17 protein-coding genes are annotated in these 23,474 nt (G+C 40.6%); 6 read left to right on the forward strand and 11 right to left on the reverse strand.

The window, feature by feature from the left end; translation table 11 throughout:
• Positions 1-47: 47 nt before the first annotated feature.
• The 3 genes from HWQ43_RS19430 to HWQ43_RS19440 form a co-directional block, all read right to left on the reverse strand.
• Positions 48-188: a hypothetical protein gene (locus HWQ43_RS19430; protein ID WP_292737068.1), complete on the reverse strand. Its 141-nt coding sequence runs from the start codon at positions 186-188 to the stop codon at positions 48-50.
• Positions 189-328: 140 nt separating this feature from the next.
• A complete protein-coding gene (gene mutL / locus HWQ43_RS19435; protein ID WP_292737070.1) occupies positions 329-2,041 on the reverse strand; it encodes a DNA mismatch repair endonuclease MutL in 1,713 nt (570 codons plus the stop codon).
• A 253-nt stretch (positions 2,042-2,294) separates the two neighbouring features.
• A complete protein-coding gene (locus HWQ43_RS19440; protein ID WP_292737073.1) occupies positions 2,295-3,344 on the reverse strand; it encodes an adenosine deaminase in 1,050 nt (349 codons plus the stop codon).
• Positions 3,345-3,731: 387 nt separating this feature from the next.
• Between HWQ43_RS19440 and HWQ43_RS19445 the strand changes: the two genes are divergently transcribed.
• On the forward strand, positions 3,732-3,941 hold the full coding sequence (locus HWQ43_RS19445; RefSeq protein WP_094352741.1) for a hypothetical protein: 210 nt from the start codon (positions 3,732-3,734) through the stop codon (positions 3,939-3,941).
• A 326-nt stretch (positions 3,942-4,267) separates the two neighbouring features.
• Here the strand turns inward: HWQ43_RS19445 and HWQ43_RS19450 are convergent, their stop codons facing one another.
• Together HWQ43_RS19450 and HWQ43_RS19455 are read right to left on the reverse strand one after the other, a co-directional pair.
• Positions 4,268-4,579 carry a threonine dehydratase gene (locus HWQ43_RS19450; RefSeq protein ID WP_292737077.1) on the reverse strand — a complete coding sequence of 104 codons (312 nt, stop codon included), beginning with the start codon at positions 4,577-4,579 and terminating at the stop codon, positions 4,268-4,270.
• A gap of 160 nt (positions 4,580-4,739) precedes the next feature.
• Complete coding sequence (locus tag HWQ43_RS19455) at positions 4,740-5,618, reverse strand: phosphodiester glycosidase family protein (RefSeq protein ID WP_292737079.1); 879 nt, start codon at positions 5,616-5,618, stop codon at positions 4,740-4,742.
• A gap of 384 nt (positions 5,619-6,002) precedes the next feature.
• Between HWQ43_RS19455 and HWQ43_RS19460 the strand changes: the two genes are divergently transcribed.
• Together HWQ43_RS19460 and HWQ43_RS19465 are read left to right on the forward strand one after the other, a co-directional pair.
• Positions 6,003-7,193: a sigma-70 family RNA polymerase sigma factor gene (locus HWQ43_RS19460; RefSeq protein ID WP_292737081.1), complete on the forward strand. Its 1,191-nt coding sequence runs from the start codon at positions 6,003-6,005 to the stop codon at positions 7,191-7,193.
• Between the two features lie 25 nt (positions 7,194-7,218).
• A complete protein-coding gene (locus HWQ43_RS19465; protein ID WP_292737083.1) occupies positions 7,219-8,424 on the forward strand; it encodes a DUF1822 family protein in 1,206 nt (401 codons plus the stop codon).
• Between the two features lie 156 nt (positions 8,425-8,580).
• On the opposite strand, the gene HWQ43_RS19470 is transcribed toward HWQ43_RS19465, so the two are convergent.
• Positions 8,581-8,751 (reverse strand): hypothetical protein, encoded by a 171-nt coding sequence (locus tag HWQ43_RS19470; RefSeq protein WP_292737085.1) that lies wholly within the window; start codon positions 8,749-8,751, stop codon positions 8,581-8,583.
• 34 nt (positions 8,752-8,785) lie between these two features.
• Here HWQ43_RS19470 and HWQ43_RS19475 point away from each other — a divergent pair, with 34 nt between their 5' ends.
• Positions 8,786-11,176, forward strand: coding sequence for a CHASE2 domain-containing protein (locus HWQ43_RS19475; RefSeq protein ID WP_292737087.1), 2,391 nt, complete (start codon positions 8,786-8,788; stop codon positions 11,174-11,176).
• Between the two features lie 49 nt (positions 11,177-11,225).
• On the opposite strand, the gene HWQ43_RS19480 is transcribed toward HWQ43_RS19475, so the two are convergent.
• The 3 genes from HWQ43_RS19480 to HWQ43_RS19490 all read right to left on the reverse strand — a co-directional run bounded on the left by HWQ43_RS19480 (position 11,226) and on the right by HWQ43_RS19490 (position 13,324).
• A complete protein-coding gene (locus HWQ43_RS19480; RefSeq protein WP_292737089.1) occupies positions 11,226-12,008 on the reverse strand; it encodes an HlyD family efflux transporter periplasmic adaptor subunit in 783 nt (260 codons plus the stop codon).
• A gap of 67 nt (positions 12,009-12,075) precedes the next feature.
• On the reverse strand, positions 12,076-12,888 hold the full coding sequence (locus HWQ43_RS19485) for a DsbA family protein (RefSeq protein WP_292737091.1): 813 nt from the start codon (positions 12,886-12,888) through the stop codon (positions 12,076-12,078).
• A gap of 178 nt (positions 12,889-13,066) precedes the next feature.
• Positions 13,067-13,324, reverse strand: coding sequence for a mannan-binding lectin (locus HWQ43_RS19490; RefSeq protein ID WP_292737093.1), 258 nt, complete (start codon positions 13,322-13,324; stop codon positions 13,067-13,069).
• A gap of 923 nt (positions 13,325-14,247) precedes the next feature.
• On the opposite strand from HWQ43_RS19490, the gene HWQ43_RS19495 reads away from it, so the two are divergent.
• Positions 14,248-17,274: an S-layer family protein gene (locus HWQ43_RS19495; RefSeq protein ID WP_292737095.1), complete on the forward strand. Its 3,027-nt coding sequence runs from the start codon at positions 14,248-14,250 to the stop codon at positions 17,272-17,274.
• Complete coding sequence (locus HWQ43_RS19500) at positions 17,240-19,864, forward strand: CHAT domain-containing protein (RefSeq protein ID WP_292737097.1); 2,625 nt, start codon at positions 17,240-17,242, stop codon at positions 19,862-19,864. The genes HWQ43_RS19495 and HWQ43_RS19500 overlap by 35 nt, the downstream gene beginning before the upstream one ends.
• A gap of 39 nt (positions 19,865-19,903) precedes the next feature.
• On the opposite strand, the gene HWQ43_RS19505 is transcribed toward HWQ43_RS19500, so the two are convergent.
• Positions 19,904-20,743, reverse strand: coding sequence for a DUF928 domain-containing protein (locus tag HWQ43_RS19505; protein WP_292737099.1), 840 nt, complete (start codon positions 20,741-20,743; stop codon positions 19,904-19,906).
• Positions 20,744-21,224: 481 nt separating this feature from the next.
• Positions 21,225-23,393, reverse strand: coding sequence for a PAS domain S-box protein (locus HWQ43_RS19510; RefSeq protein WP_292737101.1), 2,169 nt, complete (start codon positions 23,391-23,393; stop codon positions 21,225-21,227).
• Between the last annotated feature and the right edge of the window lie 81 nt (positions 23,394-23,474).

The following is a 23,474-nucleotide window of genomic DNA, read 5'->3' on the forward strand; positions in this document are numbered from 1 at the left end:
AGTTTACTTTGACGCATTCATTGACCTTGCTACAATTCATATCTGGATTAACAAAATATTATTAGTGGGATAGGTTCTTGTAGAATTACCTGTTGACCCTCAGCACCCCGCGCCGCCTGACCCCAAACCCCATCAAAGTAGTAGCGTCCCCGCTTGAAAAACTCAGGGTTATTGATAACTGCTTCCACGTCTTCTACTGTGAAAACTGGGTCACGCGATCGCCCTTGCTCAAAAACAAAGTCATTGTAGCGCCGCAGTTCATGCTTGTGACAAATAATTAGTTAATGTACAACATGCAAGAGGTCTAGTCTTGGCATTACTGAAAACATCAAATTCCATGACTTTTACCGATTACCCAATTACGCCGGAAAAACCGGGCTAAAGCTGATTCTTCTAAAGATAAATAAATTGGCCGTCCGTGGGGACAGGTGCGAGGGTTGCGAGTGCGTTGCCAATTATCTAAAAGTGTCTGCATTTCTTGTTGATTCATCGGTGTACCGTTACGAATGGCACTGCGACAGGCGACAGCTACTTGGGCTGTTTGTAAATCGCCTCCCCAACTAAGTTCTAAAATTGCTTCTGCACAGTCGTCTCGCTGCTGCAAAGGTGCGGGGATATTACGGACAGCCCAAAGTTGTTCGCCAAAAGGTTCTATTTCTAAACCGATGCGTTGCAATTGCAATACTTGCGCTGGCGATAATTGATAAAGAATTATTGGCGGTTCGACGGGTAGAAGTTGCCAATCATCGCATAATTGCTCATATAAAACTCGCTCATGGGCAATGTGCTGTTCTACTAACCACATCCCACCTGAATGTTCCGCCACAATATAAGTGTTGCTAACTTGAGCGACAGCTTTTAAAGAGTTAGGAGAGACGCGATTAATCGCGTCTGTACAAGGTTTGGGATTTTGAGGATTGAAATTGTAACCACCTTTAGCTTCTGCGGCTTTGAGTAATTTACTAACTCGTGTTGTATGGACAGCTTCTTTGAGATTGTTAGAAGAAATGCTGAGTGCTTGGTTAATAGCTTGGGTAATTTGCTCTTGCCAATAAATGATTTCGTTGAGATAAATTTCTGTTTTTGCTGGATTGCGATTCCAGTTAATTTGATCGGGGGAAATGGCAAGATGTAAGAAACAAATTGGATAGCGATCGCGTGGTAATGTTCTATGAAATGCTGATAATATCGTTTGTTCTAGTTCCGGGGTCTTCACCATCCTGCCGTTAATTGCTACACGTACCCAATCTGGACGATGACGATGACAGCGATCGGGTAATCCTACCACTAAATTGAGTGAGGAGTGAGGAGAGACGCGATTCATCGCGTCTGTACAAGAGTTGGCAGGGTTGGGTATTTCGAGTTTGACTTCTTGCAAGTCACCTTGTCGCACTTGGGGTAAAATCTGCGGTAGTAGTTGCCCAGTTGTTCTAGCCGGAGAGATGGTGAACCATTGACGGTCATTTTGCCAAATCTGCCAGGTGACTTGGGGATGACACAGGGCGACTTGGTGAATTGTGGCTTGCACGGCTTTCATTTGCTGTGCTGTTGTGGGTAATCCCTGACGACGAGATGAGCAATTACCAAAAAGATGAGAAACTGTAACTACTGTACCAGGTGCGATCGCAGTTGCTTCAACTTGTACAACTTTCCCACCATCGCCATAAATTATCCGCCATCCTAAATTTCCCCCCAGAGGACGACTCAAAATTTCCAACTCTGCCAGAGTCGTTAAACTGTGCAACGCCTCACCACGAAACCCTAAACTGTTAATTTTCCACAAATCGGCACTAGAGCGAATTTTACTAGTGCTGTGGGCTGTAGCTGCTTGTTGCAAATCATCTAGGTTCATTCCACAACCATTATCTGCCACACGAATTCGCCATTGCTGTGGCCACAGAGAAATTACAATTCGCGTTGCACCTGCGTCTAGGGAATTTTCTACCAATTCCCGCACCACAGAAGCTAAAGAGTCGATTACCTCACCAGCTGTAATGAGATATACGACTTCTGTTGGTAGAGCTTGAATAGTAGATGCCATAAATTATAGTTTATAGCTTCTGGGGGCACGCTATATACGACTTATAGCAAGAATCCTTTCTCAGCAACAAAATAACCACAAATAAACACTGATAAATTATCTGTGTGCATCTGTGGTTTAATTTATAAAACATTAATTTTGCAGGATATCTATTGTGTATTACAACTTTTTCTCTCGCATCAGAAAAAATTAGTAATTGCAACATTAATTAACATTAAATCACCTTACTTTATGAATATCTTTAGGCGATTCGTTAATTAGTATCTCTCATAGACAAAATTTTCGGTGGTTCAGGTTTGAGTAAACCGTTCAACAGTGATGCAGGACGTTGACTGTAAGGCCAAGCAAAAGCATGACGGAAAGCTGCATCTTGACAAGCTTGTAGTTGTTCAAAACTAATAATGTTGTAAGTCAAGAGATTCTCATACTCAAACGGTAGACGCACATTGTGCAATCCAGCATTATCAGTACAGATAGCGATATCAACTCCAGCATCAAGACAACGGTCAAAAACTAATTTGAGTTGACGTATATCTTGCAAGGTTCCAGTTTTTAGGTAAGTTGTTGGGCAAACCTCCAAACATTGTCCGCGTCTAGCCACATCATTAAGTAGCTCTGGATATAGTAGGGGAATTTGAATGCCGTGACCAATCCGCATCAAATATGGTAACAGTTCTGGATAACAACCAGCGGTGGTTTCATATAGATGTCCCGTGGTGTTAACACCCTGCGATCGCGCATAATCATATAAGCTAATCCATTCTTCTAAGCGATCGGCGTAATAACTATCACCTCCTGCTACATCTACTGCACAGACATACTGTTTATTTTGCGCCGCCAAATCCACAATCGCCTTGTTCACCTCATAAGGTAGGCGTGTGTGCATACAGAGAATTTGGCTAGTAACAATCGGATATTCGGGCTGGTGGCTGGCAAGCCCTACTACTCGCACAATTTCTGCCATCTTATCAATTCTTTCGGATTGACTCAGATATTCAGGTGTCCGCAAATAAGGAGTGTAGCGCAGTTCCAGGTAAGCCAAATTTTCAAATATGTAAGCACCCCGCACCAAGCGATAGATAAAGTAAGGCAAAGTCTCCACAGTTTGCACGCTTTCTACCAAGGTGTGTAATTCTAGATACTCATCTAGAGTGTTACGTGGGCGGGTATAAAAATCTTCAAAATCTGAATAGTCAGCAAAGCGGGAAATTAACTCCGAAGAATGTCGCTCGAAATATCGCCATAAAACTCGTGGTACGACCGAGCCGCCTAGATGTCTATGTAATTCAGCGTATAAAGCCATAGTGGTATTTTTAGGTAAAAATTTCAATGATTGTAACAAAAACATCGCGAGAAAAATCTGTCATCAAAAAAATTTAGCTCCAACTTCTTTGGAGTAGAGGTTTCCCTCCATCTGAATTTCAACAAATACTCCGACCAAGAAACTGGGCAAACGATTTGGTGGCTTGCAATTAGATAGGGTTGAGAGCAACAGATAAATTTCTGTCTCCTACCTTTTGCACTAGTATTTGCAGTATGAATAAACTTGACATTACCAATATTAAATTGATAGCATTGATATCCTTAATTTTTGTGCTACACTAAAAGAACATTGCTATTGTCAAACGAGTCATATATAGCAATATATTTTTCCTTTAACAAAGCAAATTCCTGGCAAGGTTGGTATTAATTGAAAATTCAAGCGTTGGAAGTCAAGGCTGGCGATCGGATTATTGCTTACTGCAACAATAAAATGCAAACCTGCAAGGTAAAACGCATTTTAGATCCAGGTCAAGCTAATATCACACTATCAGTATTTACCTCTGAGAATTATCGCGGTTGCTCAGTTTCATCTATAGTCCGCTTCCAAAGCAACGCTTTAGTTGATTTGGTAAGTTAAAAATCAAGTAAATATTCAATCTCAAAAATATTCCTAGCTATTGTCCAGCCTCCAACTGGACAAAATTTTTGTTAAAGGTGTGATGCCTACGCACATACAAATCTGTTAATTATGGCTGGATGATTTTCGCAACCTTACACTACCTAGTGGCTTGTCCCATTAAATATAATGAGTTTGTACTAAGCACTTCAGTACTTAAAAATCCAGGACTAAATAAAGTCCTTACTACAAACTCATTCACCCATCATAACTAATAGGACAGACCACTAGCATAGAGAACAGTAATTGATAAAATTCTGAGATAAAAATCTAATTTATGGCTTTTGTTAGTTCTTTTTCACATCACGAGCCATGTTTAGGTAGTAGTCGTCAAGTTTGGCATTAGAACGACGGCGGTTAGTGGCAGGAATTTTAGCAATGTTATCCCGATTCGTTTCAATTGGCTGTTTAGCTGAAGCTTGTTTTACGTCTTGCGCCCCATCGGATTCCAAGAAATAACCAGACTGAGAGAATCCGAAAAGCTTGCCAAAAAAACCAAATAAATTTCCGAAAAAATTAGAAATACTTTGGAATAAAATACCAAACAAGCCTTCAATACGAAGGAACAAGTTCCGAATAATTTGGGTTAGACGAAGCATAACAGCACCTTTAATGATTGCCTATTACCATTGTGACTCAATTCGGATTCGGGAATTGCTGATATGGCAAAAATCTACCAGTAGGTAGGTATAGCTCAACTAGGAATTACTCTTGATATGGCAATTTCCGATCGCTGTGTCCGATCAATTCCCACAACCCCTACTTTTCCTGAACCAGCAAAACCGACTTCACAGGACGCTTGATAGAATTTCCCTCCAAATCAACCTTCCCGTAAAAGGTTTTCCCATTGTAATAAAGCGAAGATGAACTTCCCCCATCCAGATTCATCGCTTGATCGGCACCAAGAGTTTTCATCAAGTCAGCTAATACTGGCAAAGATATTCCAGAGTTTGCCGAAGCTGAGGGTTTTTGAGCCACCATAACTAAAATAACGCTGCCATCACGGGTGATACCTACAGCAGTTCTGGCATTGGGTTGATTGCTGCCAAGGGCATCTCGTTTATTAGCGTTGTCCACAAAACCCTCTTTTTCCAAGGTGAGTTCCGGTAATAGGCGTGGGCCAGCACCTATAGCATCAACTAACTGACAACCTGCTGGTGGTGACTGACTGTGTAGAGCAATGGAATAGCGGGTAGTTTGCCCACATGAGTAGCGACGGAATTCTGTGCGATTGAATATTTGACCCAAATAAGATTTTAAGTTGGGATTGTTCACCAGGCGCTCGTTTTCCTTGGGATCGGCTATCAACTTTCCTTGTCGGACAACATAAGATGTAGTTTTTTGGTTGGCTGGGTCAAAAAAGCCTGCGTTCAAAATAGCCACAGCTTGATGCTTTTGGGCAAATTCCTCTACAGTGCCTACCTTCTGTGATAGTGCAGGAGTCACCAAAAATTTGCTATTAGCTGGAATCAACACGATGTGAGCGATGCTTTGGGGCAAAGTGCGCTCTAAGTAGCGGATAGTTTTTGGTGGTGAAGCCGCAATAGTAGGTATTGAAGGTGTTGAAAAACGCAAATTCAACCACAACACCATTGCCAAACTAATTAATATCAAAGCCAGTAGTTTGATTTTTCTCACATTTAAACTCACTTGCGGTTAGATCAAAACAGTTGATTTAGTCGATTTAATTAAAATACTTTAAGCTGAAAAATAAGCAATTAACTTTAATTATTCCCGATTAGCCCATTTTTTAGGGATTTATGAAAAGTAGATAGTCAAAAGTATACCAAAGGGCATATTCCCAAAAAGACTCAATTAGGTATACGTTCGCAATTATGGCTACTGAACCCATAATTACAAACGAAGGAGTCGATGATATACCTATACTTCTAACTCAAATAGAGCGTATGGACGTACAACTGAATTGCAAATTAGCAAACCAGTATCTTGCAATTGTCCACAGAGGTATCTGCGGCTTTGATAGTTGCTTAAGTTCGAATAAATTTAAATTTTTAACTGCTTATGCGTCCTCGTCAAAAAATTATCGAGATGTTCTCAACCTTCGTTGAGTTGGAAGGAGACAGATTCAGCAAATGGTTGATTGATATCAAACTGCATCGAAATATTCAAAATTGCTTGGAGTCTTCACCATTCGTCCCTAACTCAGAAAATTTTTGGGCGTTACATTGGTACAAGTGCTGGCGAGAGCAATCTAATAGCCTTGCTAGAATGCATTTATCTGCTTATTTACAGGAACCAAATTATTGGGCTGCTAAAAAAACAATTGCCAAGTTTACAAATAGTCAACATAGCCTCGCAGATTATTTTCAAATGGCAAATGCTGAAATTGAAACAATTCTCAAAAATTTTAATCTAGAAAAATGCTCTAGCTTAAAAACCTATGCTAGTATGGCAGTTCCCAGTCGGCTAAAAGATATTTTACGCCAACGCAAAGAAGCTGATATTTGCACAAATTGGGCATTGTTACGCAAAGTAAGCAAAAAGCAGTTATTAGAAGCTCTTGCTCAAGCTGGATTATCACCGATTCTAATTGCCCAATATCGACTCGCCTGGACTTGTTTCAAAGAACTGTATGTTCAAAACCAACCAGGTGGCACAAAGTCATTACCAGAACCAGAACCCCAACTTTGGGAAGCTATTGTCAACCTCTACAACCGCGAACGCCAAAATCAGTTAACTCAACCTACTCCACAATGCACGAGAGAGAAAATGGAACAGTGGCTAACCCAGACATCTGTGTACGTGCGTGGTTATCTGTATCCACCTGTTAGTTCTCTAAATGCAGTGATATCAGAAGATGACTCCACAACAACTTTTGATTTGCCAGATCCATCTTCTGACTCATTAATTGCAGAGATGATAGCCCAAGAGGATGTTCAAAACCAACAAAATCAACAATCTCAGATTGAAGGTTTTTTGTTACAAAAATTACAAACTCTTGAGGTAAAAACTCAGGAAATACTTAAACTTTACTACCAACAGGGGTTAACTCAGCCACAGATTGTAGAACACCTACAAATTAGTCAGCCTACTGTTTCTCGCCGACTGCTCAAAGCCAGAAAATCAATGCTTTCAGCATTGATCCAATGGAGTCAAGATACGCTTAATATTTCTGTTACTTCCAACCTAGTTAATGATATGAGTACCGCTTTGGAAGAATGGTTGAAAGTTAAGTATGGGGAATCTCGCTGAGATTATGAAGGATGAGGTAGTAAAAATGACTTCCGCTTTTACAGATCCGCAAGAACTATTGTTAGAAATATCACCATCATTACAAATAAGTTCTTGGCAAGAAAGCCAAATGTACGCCACACCTAGCAGTCGCTGGCGTGCTTACATAAATCAAATTTGCCTTCATGGGTTTTTGAATTGGGTAAAAGCTGAATATGTTCCAGAAGCAAGTATCTGGCACAGTTCCCCTGGTATTCCTGCTTTTTGGGAATTTGTCAATGGCACAGCAATTTTGTTAAACCAAAAGCGAGTCGTTTTAATTCCCAGCGAGGCAATTGATGATAGTGAGTTAGAAGTTCCTCAAGAATGGGTAGACATTCCTAGTTGGGCAGCAGACTATTATTTAGCAGTGCAAGTCACACCAGATGGCGAGTGGGTAAGAATTTGGGGCTACATAACCCATCAAAAACTTAAATTACTAGCAGACTATGATCGAGTAGATAGGACTTATTGTATAGATGCAGGGCACTTAATTAAAGACCTTAATGCTTTTTGGATGACCTACCAATTTTGTGGAACAGAGGAGATGAAAGCTGCGATCGCTCCACTACCAGAATTATCGAGTGTTGAAGCAGAAAATCTTGTGCAACGGTTAGGTAATCCCTCTGTAACATTTTCTAGACTTGCAGTGCCATTTACAACTTGGGGAGTGCTACTAGAGAATGAGCAGTGGCGACAGCGTTTGTACCAAGAAAGGCTACAATTTCTACAACAGGCTGCGCCTACGCAATTTTCACAAGTACAAGTGAATCTCAGTCGTTGGCTGGAGAAGATTTACGATGCTTCTTGGCAAGCTATAGAGACTTTTTTTGAGCCAAACTCCAGTAGCCTAGCTTTTAATTTCCGCACTTCTTCCGGGTTAAATGCTACCGCTATCAAACGCGCCAAACTGATTGACTGGGGAATAGAAATAGAGGCTCAAAAAGTTGTTTTATTAGTTGCCTTAATACCAGAAGCTAACCAACAAGTTAGGATTCGCGTGCAGCTACATCCAGCTTGTAATCAACCTTCCCTACCTGCTAATATCAAGCTAGTTTTACTTTCAGATCGAGGGGAAATACTTCAACAAGTACAAGCAAGAACTCAAGATATTTATGTGCAGTTGAAACTCTTTGATGGGGAAGTGGGAGAATGTTTCAGCATCCAGATCGATCTGAATAATTATCAAATAACAGAAAACTTCATAATTTAGTTATTAGGAGCCAGCAGTGTCAAATTGGTGTTGATTGGGAGCATCCTTAACTGAACTGTACTGAGATATAAGTAGTCCGTCCTTTGCTTTTACCCGTAGTTTATTCGATAAAAAAAGGCGATTTGAGGGCTGAAATGCTTAAGCAAAGAGCGCTGCCTACGGCGGTAAACTACGCACTATTTTTTCGATACCTTCAAAAGTTTTTAATGCCTCTGGTGATGTATTTTTATACAAGATTGATGCGATCTCTTTTGCGGCGGCTGTATAATGACTACACTTTCCTTTGGAATTTTTGCATAAGTAGAATGCTCTTTGTTGATTAGTCATTAGTTAATCACGAATGGCAAAGTCCACTTAACTTATGAGTAAGCTAGTTGTCTTCAGCTTCTTGGGAGGAGATTTAAATCAAGGATTTCCTGTTGTCACGGCTCAACTTTGGTGTCATAACCAATTTGTACCCGTGAAATTAACAGGGAGTCTACCGCCAGCCCCAGAACTAAGCGAACTTTACCGCAGATGGCAGTTACTCTACGCAGCAGTTCATCAACGCCTGGATCGTAACAATCAACGGATAAAAGTACATTCGCAAGACATAACCAATATTTCTGTCAATGACTTCGATGAAGTGTGTCAACAGCTACAAGCCAATATCAATGCTTGGTTAAAATTTGAATCATTTCAGAATATTGAACGGCAGTTACGAACTCTACTCAGTCGTAATGATGAAATTAGAGTAATTATTGAAACAAATATAGTTCTACTGCATCGCTTGCCTTGGCATCTGTGGCTTTTTTTTGAAGATTACCCGAAAGCGGAATTAGCTTTGAGCAATCATGAGTATGAATCTCCTCAGCTATTACAAAAATCTCCTACAGGTCAAGTCAAAATTTTAGCAATTTTAGGCAATAGAGTTGGTATTGATATTGAAAAAGACGCCTCTTTGTTACAAGGTTTAACAGATGCCAAAACCACATTTCTTATAGAACCAACACGGCAAACACTTGATGAGTATTTATGGAAACAGGATTGGGATATTCTATTTTTTGCCGGACATAGCAATAGTCTTGCTGACGGAGAGATTGGGGAAATCTGCATCAATCAAACAGAAAGTTTAACAATTTTGCAGTTGAAAAATGGACTTAAGGCAGCAATTAGACGCGGTTTGAAACTAGCAATTTTCAATTCTTGTGACGGAATTGGTTTAGGACGAAATTTAGCTGATTTAAACATTCCCCAAATGATTGTCATGCGGGAAGGAGTGCCAGATTTAATCGCACAGGAATTTTTAAAAAACTTCCTTACTGCCTTTGCAGATAGCAAACCATTTTACTTGGCTGTGCGAGAAGCGCGAGAAAGACTTCAAGGACTGGAAAATGAATTTCCTTGTGCCAGTTGGTTGCCAGTTATCTGTCAAAATCCTATAACTGTTCCTACTACGTGGCAAGAACTGCGTGGCAATTTTGATAATACTAAATTTGTGAGTAAAGTTTCGAAAAAAGGTAAAATTGCGACATCAAAATCTAAATTTTGGAATGTACTACTTAGTACTTTTCTGGTGGCTGTTTCAACGGTAGGTTTGAGATACTTGGGAGTCTTTGAGAAAATCGAACTGCAAACTTTCGATCGAATGCTACGGCTGGGACTCAAGGAAGATCCAGATCCAAGGTTGATAATTGTAGAAATTACTGAAAAAGATATTCAATCACGACAAGACATGACCAAAGGACTAAAATCCATTTCGGATAGTACGTTAGCTAAATTGCTCGACAAATTACAAAAGTATCAACCGCGAGTTGTTGGACTGGATATTTATAGAGACTTCGCTGACCCCCCAAACAAATCAAATCTAATACAACTTCCGACTGAACTTAATAAAGAGAACGTTGTTGTTGTCTGCAAAAGCCGCGATAGTAAATACGATCCCCAAGGTGTTAAACCTCCGAAAGACGTACCTGTAGAACGTCAGGGTTTTACTGATGCAATTAAAGACCCAGATGGTATCGTCCGTCGGCAAATTTTGATGATGGCACAAGAGCCTTCTTCGACTTGTACAACGCCTTATTCGCTCTCGTTGCAATTAGTTACTCGTTACTTATCTTATGAAAATATTAAACCTAAATTCAATGAAGATTATGTACAGTTTGGCTCTAAAGTATTTAAACGCTTAAAACCTAGTCGCAGTGGTGCCTATCAACAAGGAGTTGATTTAGGCGGAAATCAAATACTTGTCAATTACCGTAATACAGATTATCAGAGAGTTTCCCTTGATGATGTATTGAGTAATAAATTCGATCGTAAATCATTTAAAGATAAGGTAGTTATCGTTGGAGTGACAGCTAATACAGTCAGCGATACTTGGTCAACTCCCTACAGTACTGCACAACAAGATTACCAAGAAATATCAGGGGTATTTATACAAGCACAAATGGTTAGCCAAGTTTTGAGTGCAGTTTTAGACAAACGTCCAATTCTTTGGGTTTTGCCTTACTGGGGCGATATTCTTTGGATATGCGGTTGGTCTGTAGCTGGGAGTCTGATTATTTGGTGGGTGCGATCGCTCTTAGATAAGAGATGCGCTATCTTTGTGACAGTTGTCATATTATATGGAGTTTGTGCGATCGCTCTTTTAAAACAAGGGCTATGGTTGCCATTTATTCCTTCTGCCTTTGCCGTGGTTGCAGGCGGTGTTGTTGTAGTGTTGATTCAACGCCGTCAGGAATTTTTCACTATTTCACAACCCTTAGTTGAATAAAATTTTCCTTTATAACTGAAAAACAACGTCAATTTGGCGATTGACGATCTCAAAAATCTGTCATTAACCTCGCCTTGCGAAGCACAAATTGTAGTACAGTTTCTTCGCGGGTAATAATATCAACTCTGCCATCCATACCCAATTGAATTTGACATTTCTTTGTACTGCGACCTAAAGCAAGGTTCTCTGGTTCAATTGTGACTTCGTAAAAAGCACCTACAGCAGTTGCTTTTGGAATAGAGTTCGTATCAGCATCAGCATCGTTTTTTTGCGACCTAACAGCATCCGGGGAAATCGCTTTGACAACGCCATTGAGAGTACCGTAATCAGGATAAGGACAAGCACTAACTCGCATTTGCACCTTTTGACCGACTTTTATCTTACCTTTTTCCTCAGAACCGACAGCTGCTTTGATAACTAAAGGTGCATGACTAGGAACAATTTGGACAACTTCCTCCCCAGCCCGGAGAGTTTGACCGGGGTTTCTCAAATTGAGCTTGGAAATAATCCCGTCTGCTGTAGCGGTAATAGTAGTTTGCTTTAGGTCAATTTCAGCTTGCTTGAATTCGCTAGTATCGCGCTCTAATTGTTTTTCCGTTTCAATTTTCTGTTTGAGAAGTACTTGAAGTTCTCTTTCTAAGGATGCTTTATTCACTTCCCCAGAGGCTTTTTCTTGAGCAATAAGCTCAGTCGCCATTGCTACCTCTGCATTGCTGGGATTGAGAACTGCTTGAGCGCGATCGCTTTCAGATCGAATTTGACTATCTATTGCATTAATTTGCGGAACGGTTTGAATTAGTTGTAACCTAGCTTGTTGAATATTGGTTTGCAACTCGTTTTTTTAGTTTGCAGTCAAGAGTAATCAATAGTGGCAATTGTATCTCCTTTTTAAGGTCTCATTACTTGCTGCGGACTTTAATCAGAAGCGCTTCCAAACTAGCAAGTTGAATGTCTCCGTTTAGAGGTTCTCCATTCATCGCAAGCATAGGAGTACTATCAACTCCAATCTGTTGTGCCAATTCAATATCTTTCTTAATAGCAGCAATAGCAGCACTGCTGTTACGATCCTGGTTAAACCGCTTCAGATCCAATTTCAGGGTTTTGGCAGTTGTAACATAGAGAGATTCGCTTAACTTGTCTTGGTTTTGAAAAAGCGCATCATGGAACTCCCAGAATTTTCCTTGTTGACTCGCTGCCCAAGACGCTTTTGCAGCGGACATGGCTTCTGGGTGAATTGAGGTCAAAGGCAGATGCTTGTACACCAACGTGACTTTATCTTGATGTATTGCCATAAATTGCTTAACTGTTTGATGCGCCTTTACACAATAAGGACATTGAAAGTCAGAGAAATTTATCAGCACAATTTTTTGCTCATGAGCACCAGTAGCTGGGGATTCGCCAATCACTGATTTAGGATTAGCTTTCATTTTTTGTAAAAAAGCCATTTGTATTTTCTGTTGTTGTTCCTGTTTTTTCAGTTGGTATGCAGAAACAGACTCCAAAACCACTTCTGGATGCTTGCGAATGACTTGCAAAACCTTGGCTTCCAATTGTGAATCTACTGGTTGATAACTTTCAGATGGCGTAGGCATTGAATAGTTCTTCCATCCTAAACCTAACAGAATTAACCCAACAACAGAAACTAGAAAAATCAATGACAACGCTCCTGAAAATCGCGATGATTGATGTTTTAAATCCTTGATGAAATTCATTAACATAATTTTCCCTTTGAATATTTGAGTAAAGTTGAAGAGTGTATTTTTTGAGTCGATTGCTTAAAAAAATCCATAACCGCCCCAAGCGGGTGGTTATGGATTTATCAGAGGTTAGGAAGTATTCTCAACTACCTCAATAGTGCAATGTTAGCTAAAACACTTTTGGGTTAAAGCTTTACTTACTTACACAACTACAAACAGAATTTTTGCCTGGGACGTTTGTATACCAGTTCCCGTCCCATTTCAAACCGACTGAACTACAAACTTGAGGGCATACTTGTTTTGCGTGTTCATTGCTCCAGATAGGGCCCGCACTAACATCTCCAGCTAAAGCCAGGTTAGCAAAGCCAAAAATAGCAGAACCACCAATAACTGTTGCGCTGAGTGTTAGTAAGAATTTCTTTTTCATGAGGGAACTAGAAGTATTAGACATGACTTTCTCCTTGAAACTGTTAAATGATATTCAGAGGTTTTTTAGCTTTGCCTCCTGATTCTTAATTGGTAGCAGTGAGTTAATTTTATTCACTGTTAGGAATCAGAGGTTTTTTAGCTTTTCCTCCTGATTCTTAATTGGTAGCAGTGAGTTGATTTTATTCACTGTTAGGAATCAGAGGTTTTTTAGCTTTTCCTCCTGATTCTTAATTGGTAGCAGTGAGTTGATTTTATTCACTGTTAGGAATCAGAGGTTTTTTAGCTTTTCCTCCTGATTCTTAATTGGTAGCAGTGAGTTGATTTTATTCACGGCTGAGAATCAGAAATTTTTTAGCTTTGCCTCCTGATTCTTAATTGGTAGCAGTGAGTTGATTTTATTCACGGCTGAGAATCAGAAATTTTTTAGCTTTGCCTCCTGATTCTTAATTGGTAGCAGTGAGTTGATTTTATTCACGGCTGAGAATCAGAAATTTTTTAGCTTTGCCTCCTGATTCTTAATTGGTAGCAGTGAGTTGATTTTATTCACGGCTGAGAATCAGAGGTTTTTCGCTTTGCCTTCTGATTCTTAATTGGTAGCAGTGAGTTAATTTTATTCACGGCTGAGAATCAGAAGTTTTTTCGCTTTGCCTTCTGATTTTTAATTGGTAGCAGTGAGATTGGTTTATTCATCAGGGCAAACGCGCGTAATTTGTGAAAGCCTTGCTGCATAGGGATCTTGTTGAAAAAATAGCCTCAACTATCAAACGCTCAAACCCTTGCTATTGAAGGATTCTTATACTTTAAATGCGTTTGATCTAGTTTATTTACTTGATTTAGTAACGCCAAATTGCTAATATCCTCTCTTATGCATAAGTTGATTAACCTGATACTTACACTCTGGATTGAGGCTTCCAAGCTAAATTTTCTTTTCTATAGGAGAGTGCAATGTCTGCTAGAAGTGCGCCTTTGGACTGGTTACAAGGTCTAGGAATTGCCATTGGAAGTGGGTTCATCGCCTTTTATGCAAATATCTCAGTTGCCCAAATCACCCCAGACGGCACTCTGCCAAATAATTCCAATGTGAAATTAGAGGGCAATACCAGGATTATTGAGGGTGGAACCACAAGAGGGGATAATCTGTTTCACAGCTTTGGGGAGTTCTCTGTTCCTAATGGCAGTACTGCTTTCTTCAATAATGCACTGGATATTCAGAACATCCTGACACGAGTAACAGGTAAGTTAAATTCTAATATTGATGGTTTCATCAAATCTAACGGCAGAGCCAATCTGTTTCTAATTAATCCCAATGGGATTATTTTTGGTAAAAATGCTAGTTTGAAGATCGGGGGTTCGTTTGTCGCCACAACAGCCAATGCCATTGGGTTTGGCAATTTGGGATTTTTCAGCGCCTCGAATCCAGAAGCACCTTCACCCTTGTTAACAGTAAATCCAAATGCCTTATTATTCAATCAAATTGCGGCTTCCCCGATTCAAAATAGTTCAATTGGTTTACGAGTTCCAGATGGAAAGAGTTTGCTGCTAGTAGGCGGCAATGTCAACATGGATGGTGGGATACTGAATGCTTATGGTGGTCGAGTCGAGTTGGGAGGATTGACATCAAGCGGAACTGTAGCGCTTCAGATAGATGATAACAACTTTCGCTTGGGCTTTCCTGCTGAAAGTACGCGATCGGATGTTTCTTTAGCTAATAATTCTGGTGTACATGTAGAAGCTGATGGTGGGAGTATTGCAGTTAACGCCCGAAATTTAGAGATGACGGGAAGGAGTTTTTTTCAGGCTGGTATAGGGCAAGGTTTGGGGTCAGCTAGCAGTCAGGCGGGAGATATTACAATTAACGCTACTGAGTCAATTAACCTGAGGAGTGGAAGCCAAATTGGAAATTTAGTGCAACCTCAAGCAGTAGGTAAGGGTGGTAATATCAACATCACCACTAGGTCGCTTTCTTTAATAAATGGCGCTCGACTCGATGCTAGCACCTTAAGTAAAGCGGATGCAGGTAATGTGAATATCGATGCCCATGATACCGTCTCCTTTAATGGAGTAAGTAAGGATGGTATTACCAGTGGAGTCTTCAGCCTAGTCAATGAAGGCGCTTCTGGCAAGGGTGGTGATATAAAAATCACTACTGGGTCGCTTTCTTTGACAAATGGCGCTCGACTCAATAATAGCACCTTTGGTAAAGGGGATGCAGGTAATATGAATATCAATGCCCGCGATCTCGTGTTGCTTGATGGTTTTGCTAGAGAAAAAATCAGTGCCATAGTGAGCAGTGCGGGAACGGAAGAAGCTCAGGGCAATGCAGGTGATATCAACATCACCACTAGGACACTTTCTCTAACAAATGGGGCACAAATTCTTGACATCAGTACGGGTAAGGGAAATGCTGGCAATGTCATGATTCAAGCAAGAGATGCCGTCTCCTTAAATGGTAGTTTTAAGGATCAGAGCAGCGCTATATTTACTGATGTATTGAGCCAAGGCGCTTCTGGCAAGGGTGGTGATATCAACATCACGACTGCATCCCTTTCTCTTCAGAATGGTACTCAACTAGTTACCACCACCGCAGGAATAGGAAATGCAGGTAATGTGAAAATAAATGCTCACGATAATGTCTTTATCAATGGGGTAGGTAGTAATGGACTGTCCAGTGCTATCTTTAGCAATGTGCTAATGCCTGAGGCAAAAGGCAATGGTGGCAACATCGACATCAGCACTAGGGCGCTGTTAGTAACAAATGGTGCTGTTATGTCTACTAGCACCAGAGGAAAAGGCGATGGAGGTAACATCATCGTTAATGCCAATACTTTAGAAGCATTTAACGGTGGACAATTGATTACTTACAGCACAAGCAATGGTAAGGCTGGTAACATAACCTTGAATGTGACTGACCAAATCATCTTTTCTGGCAGCGATCCCAAATATAATAGTCGTCTTGCCCAATTCAGTAAGGATAAATTTGAGCTTCCAGAGCCTGCAAGTGGTGCGTTTGCCAGTACGGTAGAGAATTCCACTGGTCAGGGGGGAAAGATTACGATTACTACTGGGCAGTTGAATGTCCAAGATAGTGGTAAAGTAACTGTAAACAGTGCAGGAAGTGGCAATGCTGGTAATGTAAATATCTTTGCTCGCTCCATCCGTTTGGACAATGGCATCGTAAGCGCTAACACGCGCAGCATCAACACTGACCCCAATCAACTACAGGCAACTATCACCCTGCAAGTGAAAGATTTATTATTACTAGGTCGTGGCAGCAATATCACGACTAACGCCATAGGAGAAAATGTCATCGGTGGCGATATTAACATCAATACCAATATTCTTGCCGCCTTTGAAAACAGCGATATCACTGCCAACTCTGATGACTTTCATGGCGGTAATGTCAGAATCAATACTAAAGGTATCTTTGGCATTCAGTTTCGGGATATAGCTTCCCTAAACACAAATGACATCACCGCTACCGGAGCAACTCGCGAGTTGAGCGGTAATGTGCAAATCACTACACCTGATGTAGACCCCACTCGCGGCTTAGTCGAACTCCCAGTTAATCTAGTTGATGCTTCTAGGCAAATTTCCAATGCCTGCACACCTGGAACTCGGCAATTCCAAAATACATTTGTGGCAACAGGACGCGGCGGACTACCCATGAGTCCCACTGAACTATTACAAGATTCAAGTACTGTGTCTGCGTGGGTGAGATTAAGGCCAAACGCAGAAAAGGCAAACACAACGCCTGTGCCACAACCAACAGCAGTTTCAACTACTCCCATTGCTGCTACAACTCCAATTGTGGAAGCTTCTGGCTGGGTAATCGATCGCAATGGAAACATAGAACTAGTAGCACAAGTTCCTCAACTCAACCCCCACAGCCCTTGGCAAACACCTGCTTCCTGTCCTGTATCTCAGGGAGGTGTGAAATATGGCAAAACTTCAGCTGCCAAAGCGAGTAATTAGATTTGCGGTAACTCCCGTAGTCCTATTTACCCTTGCTGTTTTCCTGACTATTATCCCTAGTACATTTGCTAAACAAATCCAGACAAATTCACCAAACGGGTTTCACATTCAAACCAATAAACCCCCAGCCACAACACCACAGCAACTTCTTGAGCAAGGAGAAGCACTTTATCAAACTGGGCGCTTTACTGAAGCAGTAAATGTTCTACAACAAGCTGTCCGTATCTATCAACGAGAAAGCAATAACCTCGCACAAGCCGCAGCGCTGACTAACCTCTGCCTTGTATACCAGCAACTCGGCTCCTGGAAAGAAGCTTATGCAACTATTGACAATAGCTTAAATTTGCTTGGCTGGGATGAGATAAATCAAAAGTTAAATGTCAATAATCCCAAATCTGAATTGTTAGAAATTCTGGCACAAACTCTAAATATTCAGGGCGAATTGCAATTAGCAGATGGACAAACTGATGCATCTGTGAAAACATCACAACAAGCAGAGCAAATCTGGAAGAAATTAGATGACAATGCTGGAGTAACACGCAGCCGGATTAACCAAGCACAAGCCCTACGAGTTGCTGGTTTTTACCGCCGTAGCTTAGATATATTGAATGAAGTATCCCAACAATTAATTTCCCAACCTGACTCACCTGTAAAAGTAACAGCTTTGCGATCGCTTGGCAATGTCTTACAACAATTAGGCGAACTTGAGTTATCCCAGAAAAACTTACAACAAAGCTTAGAAATCGCTCAACGTCTGCAACTGCCTCTAGAAATTAGTTTGACGGAATTTAGCCTCGGTAATACTGCTAGGTCGCTAAGTAATATTAAAGATGCGATCGCTCATTATGAAAATGCTGCCAAAATTGGACCAAACCCTCTCACCAAGGTTCAAGCCCTGATTAATCAGCTGAGTTTGCTTGTCGAAAACGAACGCATCACTGAAGCAAAATCATTAATACCCACAATCCAATCTCAAGTCCCGAATCTGCCTACCAATCAAGCTGGTATTTATGCACGGATCAATTTTGCTCAGACTTTGGCCACAATTGGTAACAAAAAAGATATTGCAGAGATTCTGGCAACTAGCGTTCAGCAAGCCAAAATAATCGGCGATGAACGTGCCCAATCTTATGCACTGGGCAGCTTGGGAGAAGTTTACGAGCAGAACCAACAATTGCAAGAAGCACAGGATTTGACGCAGCAAGCCTTATTTATGGCTGAAAAAATTAATGCCTCAGATATAGCTTATCGCCTTGAGTGGCAGTTAGGACGTTTGCTCAAAGCACAGGGAAATATCCCAGCAGCCATATCTGCTTATGATGCCGCTGTAACAACTCTTCAGTCTCTTCGCAGCGATTTAGTTGGAGTTAATCGAGACGTGCAGTTGAATTTCCGCGATCGCATAGAACCCCTTTATCGGCAGTCTGTAGAGTTGATTTTACAAGAGAAAGGACAAGAAAAACCAGATTTAGATAAAGCACGTCAGCGAATAGAAGCCTTGCAAATCGCAGAACTAGACAATTTTTTTCGAGAAGCTTGCTTGAGCAACCAATTTGTGGTTTTGGACAAAGTAGTAGACCGCGACAACCCGAATACTGCTATTTTTTACCCGATTATCCTAGATAACTATTTAGAAATTATCATCAAACTTCCCAAACAACCGTTGATTCATAAAACTTTTCAAGTCAACCGTCAGCAAGTAGAACAAGTTATTACAAAAATACGAAAGACAATAGTCCAACCCGATGCCGATCATAAATTTAAAGCAGTTTCTCAACAGCTTTATAACTGGTTAATTAAACCAGTTGAAACAGACCTTAAAAATAGTAAAGTTAATACTCTAGTCTTTATTCCAGACGGGTTATTGCGAAATATACCGATGTCTGCATTATATGATGGCAGAGGGTATTTAGTCCAAAAATACTCTGTAGTTATTAGCCCCGGACTGCAACTATTTACTCCCAAACCTCTAGGACAGAAAAAATTAAATGCCCTTGCTGGAGGACTATCGCAACCACCCAAAAATGAAAAGTTTGCACCACTTCCCAACGTTAAAGTTGAACTGAAATTAATTCAGGAAGCAGGCGTATCGACAACTACATTATTAGATAAAAATTTTACTAGTACAAATTTAGCAAAAACTATCAACGCTCAAGCTTTTAGAGTTGTTCACTTGGCAACTCACGGGCAATTTAGCTCTAAAGCAAAAGACACTTTTATCTTAGCAGCTGATGGACGCATCAATGTGAGCGAATTAGATAGCTTGCTCAAAAGTAGAGAGCAAAAACGAACAGAGCCAGTTGAATTACTTGTTTTGAGTGCTTGCGAAACAGCCGCAGGAGATAACCGAGCTGCCTTGGGATTAGCAGGAGTTGCCCTGCGTGCTGGTGCGCGGAGTACTTTAGCCTCTTTATGGCAAATTGGCGATGACTCTACAGCTTTATTTATTGAGGAATTTTACCGCCAGTTAATGAGTGATAAAACTACGGCAGAAGCTTTACGCTTTGCTCAATTAAAATTACTTGAAGCTCCTGAATATAACCGTCCGATGTACTGGGCACCCTACGTTATAGTTGGTAATTGGTTGTAGAAATCTAGGCTTATAGATACTTTACCGGATATGAAATTATTAGCGGGTTGGTAATTTTATTAGAGGCATCGTAGAAATATTATCCAAATAGATGGATTGCAATAAACTTTGCCAATCTTTTTCAATATATGCATCATTAGAATTATAAATGCGTATTTGGGCTAGCATATTTAAAGCGTCAAACCAAATTCCTTTTTCAGCATAGATTATAATTTTTTCCCGAGGCTCATTTGCGGCTTCTAATTGTTGCATAACACGCTCATCTAAATTGATTCTTTTAATGTCCCCTTCTACATATACAGGAATGCTTGCTGTATCTTGGCTACAACGTACTTTTAAATACCATCGATATGTCTTATCTACTTCTAATGAAGCAGTACTAGGGAGAGAAATACCAATTATACTTGGCTTCGAAGGTAGGGCGATCGCATTTCTATAAACATCATTTTCGGCGCTATCCTGTAAGCTAAATTCAGCGCTTGAGTTAGACAAATCCTTAGTGTAGGGGATGTAAAACCAAAACGTAGGTCGTTCTAAAGTGGTTAGTCCCTCTACAGTCCCGACAATTGAATTGTTTGTCTGTTTGCCAACCTTTTGTTTCTCTTGAAATGGTACTAAAGCAGTGAGTGGGGTTGAAACCGCAGGGCAATTATCTCGACTACCCATTCCTGCTCTACGCCCAGATACAGGACTTAATGGAGCAGGTGCTTTTGGCAAAATAAAAACTGGTCGAGAAGTAGGTTGTTGAGGTGAAACAGGTGTTTTAACTGGTTGTGCAGGCTGTTTATTAGTAACTGGTTGTTTAGTTTGATCTATTACTTGTGGTGAATATTGGGTAGTGCTGCTCAAAATCAGAGCAGTTGTTAAGATCCATTTCATTGACTTAACAGGTACGATTTTTGCTTGTTGCTATCGTCATCATAAAGGTTAACGTAGCAATTGGTTAAATCGATCGTTACTATTTTTGAGTGAATTGCCAGATTTCGACTTAATTACTTCTGGTTCGCCCATTTTTTAGGGAGTTAGAAAAAATAGATAGTCAAAAGTATACCAAAAGGCATATTCTTAAAAAGACTCGATTAGGTATATGTTCGCGATTATGGCTACTGAACCCATAATTACAAACGAACGAGTCGATGATATAAACTGTTAAGCATATAAGAAAGCACATTGAGATCGCAGGGGGCAGGGAGCAAGGGAGAGGGTTTGCAGCTTTTAGTTACCATGAAAATGATGCAATTTAAATGACGATTATCTTATCTAAACTTCTAACTTAAATAGAGCGTTAATCCAACTGCGATCGCACCTTAAATTAAACCTCTGTATGAAAACTTGTATACAAATTTTCTGGTAGATATATTTAGCCATCTTTTATAACTGATTCCAATTGTTGAGGCAGCGAATGTGTGTCTCTAGATGTTGAGGCAGGCAAGTAGACTGTAAATTGAGTACCTCTGCCTATTTGACTGTAAACATTGGCAAAACCACCGTGATTTTTAATGATACCCAACGCCGTAGAAAGTCCTAAACCTGTACCTTTGCCTACCTCTTTGGTGGTGAAAAATGGTTCAAAAATCCGTTGCTGGACTTCTGACGACATCCCCATACCAGTATCCGTCACCACGATCGCAATATAAGAACCAACTTTCGCATCAATATTTATCTGGGCAGAATGTTCGCCAATCACCAGATTTTCCGCCGCAATCCTGAGAATACCGCCATTGGGCATAGCGTCGCGGGCGTTGATTACCAAGTTTATCAATACCTGATGTAGTTGAGTTATGTCTCCACGAACGTACCAGAGATTTTTAGGGATATCTATCTGGCAACTAATGGATTTGGGGAATGTTTGAGCGATAATTTGCTCAATCTCTGCCATCAAAGGCTGAATTTGTACAATTGTCCGTTTGCTTTCAATACCCCGTGCAAAAGATAACACTTGTTTAAGCAAATTAGCGCCGCATTTGACATTATTTTCTAAAGTTTGCAGTATTTGCTGACTCTGGGAATCGGGCAATTTCTTCTGCAACAGTTGAACTGACATTAAAATTGGCGATAGTATGTTGTTGAGGTCGTGAGCAATACCGCCAGCTAGAGTGCCGATACTCTCCAAACGTTGCGATCGCAGAAGTTGAGCTTCTAGTTGTTTCTGCTGAGTAATCTCAGTGTTCACACTCAAAATGGATTTGGGTTGTTCATTATCATCTCGGATCAGTGTCCACCGACTTTCAACAATAATTACTTTGCCTTCCCTTGTCAGTTGATGCAACTCACCCCGCCACTCACCTGTATTCACCACCCTTAAGTAAGCATCTTCTAGCTGTGGTGAAATCTCTTTATATAAAAGTTGTAAAACATTCTTACCCACAGCTTCCTCAGCCTTCCAGCCGTATAAACTCTGGGCACCTTTATTCCAAAATAGGATTTGGTTGTGGATATTTCGCACCAGAATTGCATCAGTTGACACATCCAATAGCGCCGCTTGTTCACGAATTTTCTGTTCTGCCTGTTTTTGCTGGGTTATATCTCGCGTCACTGCTAAATGGATGAACGTGCCATCAGATTCGTTACGTAGTGGTACAGCATGAGTTTCTATGTAGCGGCGAGTGCCTTTAAATCCCACTATTTCAAACTCCAAAGTACCCTTGTTACCTTGGCAGACACTTTCATGCAAGTCGGCAAAGGCTGCTTTGTAGTCTGGCGCAACCACAGTATCAACTGGTTTACCAATCAAAATATCAGCACTTTCCACTTCCATCATTGCCACCCCTTCTGCATTAATTTCTAAAAGGGTGCCATCCCTGGCAATTAACTGGATGCATTCTGGTTCTGCATCTATCATGGCTCGTAAACGATTTTCGCTTTGGCGTAGGGCCAATTCTGTCTGCTGAAGTTGCCTGATATAACGCCACAACAAATCATACAGCAGCGCCACCAGCACCAAATCCACAATCGCAGCGATAAAAAATGTCACCATTGCCTTTTGGGAATTTGCTTGTGACTGCTGCATTTCCTGCTGTAATAAATTTTTCCTCGCTTTCAAAGAGTCGTTAATCAGTTGTTGAATCTCTTTGCCAACTTGCTTGTCATTATCAGATAAGATTTGCTGCCGAACTGCTTCTAATCCCTGGTTTCTTCTGAGGTAAATTCCTTGTTGGAGAATATTGAGTCTCTTGATAATTTTCGGCTCTAGTAAAGCAATCCACTGCTGCTTTTGACAGTTATTAACAGTTAAATTCTTGAAAATCTGAATATTGCTATTTGTTTGTTGATAAGCTGCAAGATAAGTTTGTAAATCATCTGCATCTGCTGTAATTAAATAACTACGTTGTGCAGTTTCAGTATCTTTGAGTCTAGATTGGATATTTTCAATTTGGGTAATAACTTTATAGGAGTATGTTAGCCATTGCTGGTTGTGAATCAGCTTCACAGTGTTGCTATACGAAACTACAGCATTAGTAAATACAACTGCCAATGCTAGGACGAATATTGCTTTCAGCTTTTGGACTCGATACCATTTTTTGCTCATGCGATCGCCCCTTCTGCCGCAGATACCCTCCATCAGTTAAGATTAAGGATTAAAAACAAATACTGAGAATATTTTAAGGAT

The sequence above is a fragment of the Nostoc sp. JL31 genome (assembly GCF_017114965.1).
Taxonomy (GTDB): domain Bacteria; phylum Cyanobacteriota; class Cyanobacteriia; order Cyanobacteriales; family Nostocaceae; genus Nostoc; species Nostoc punctiforme_A.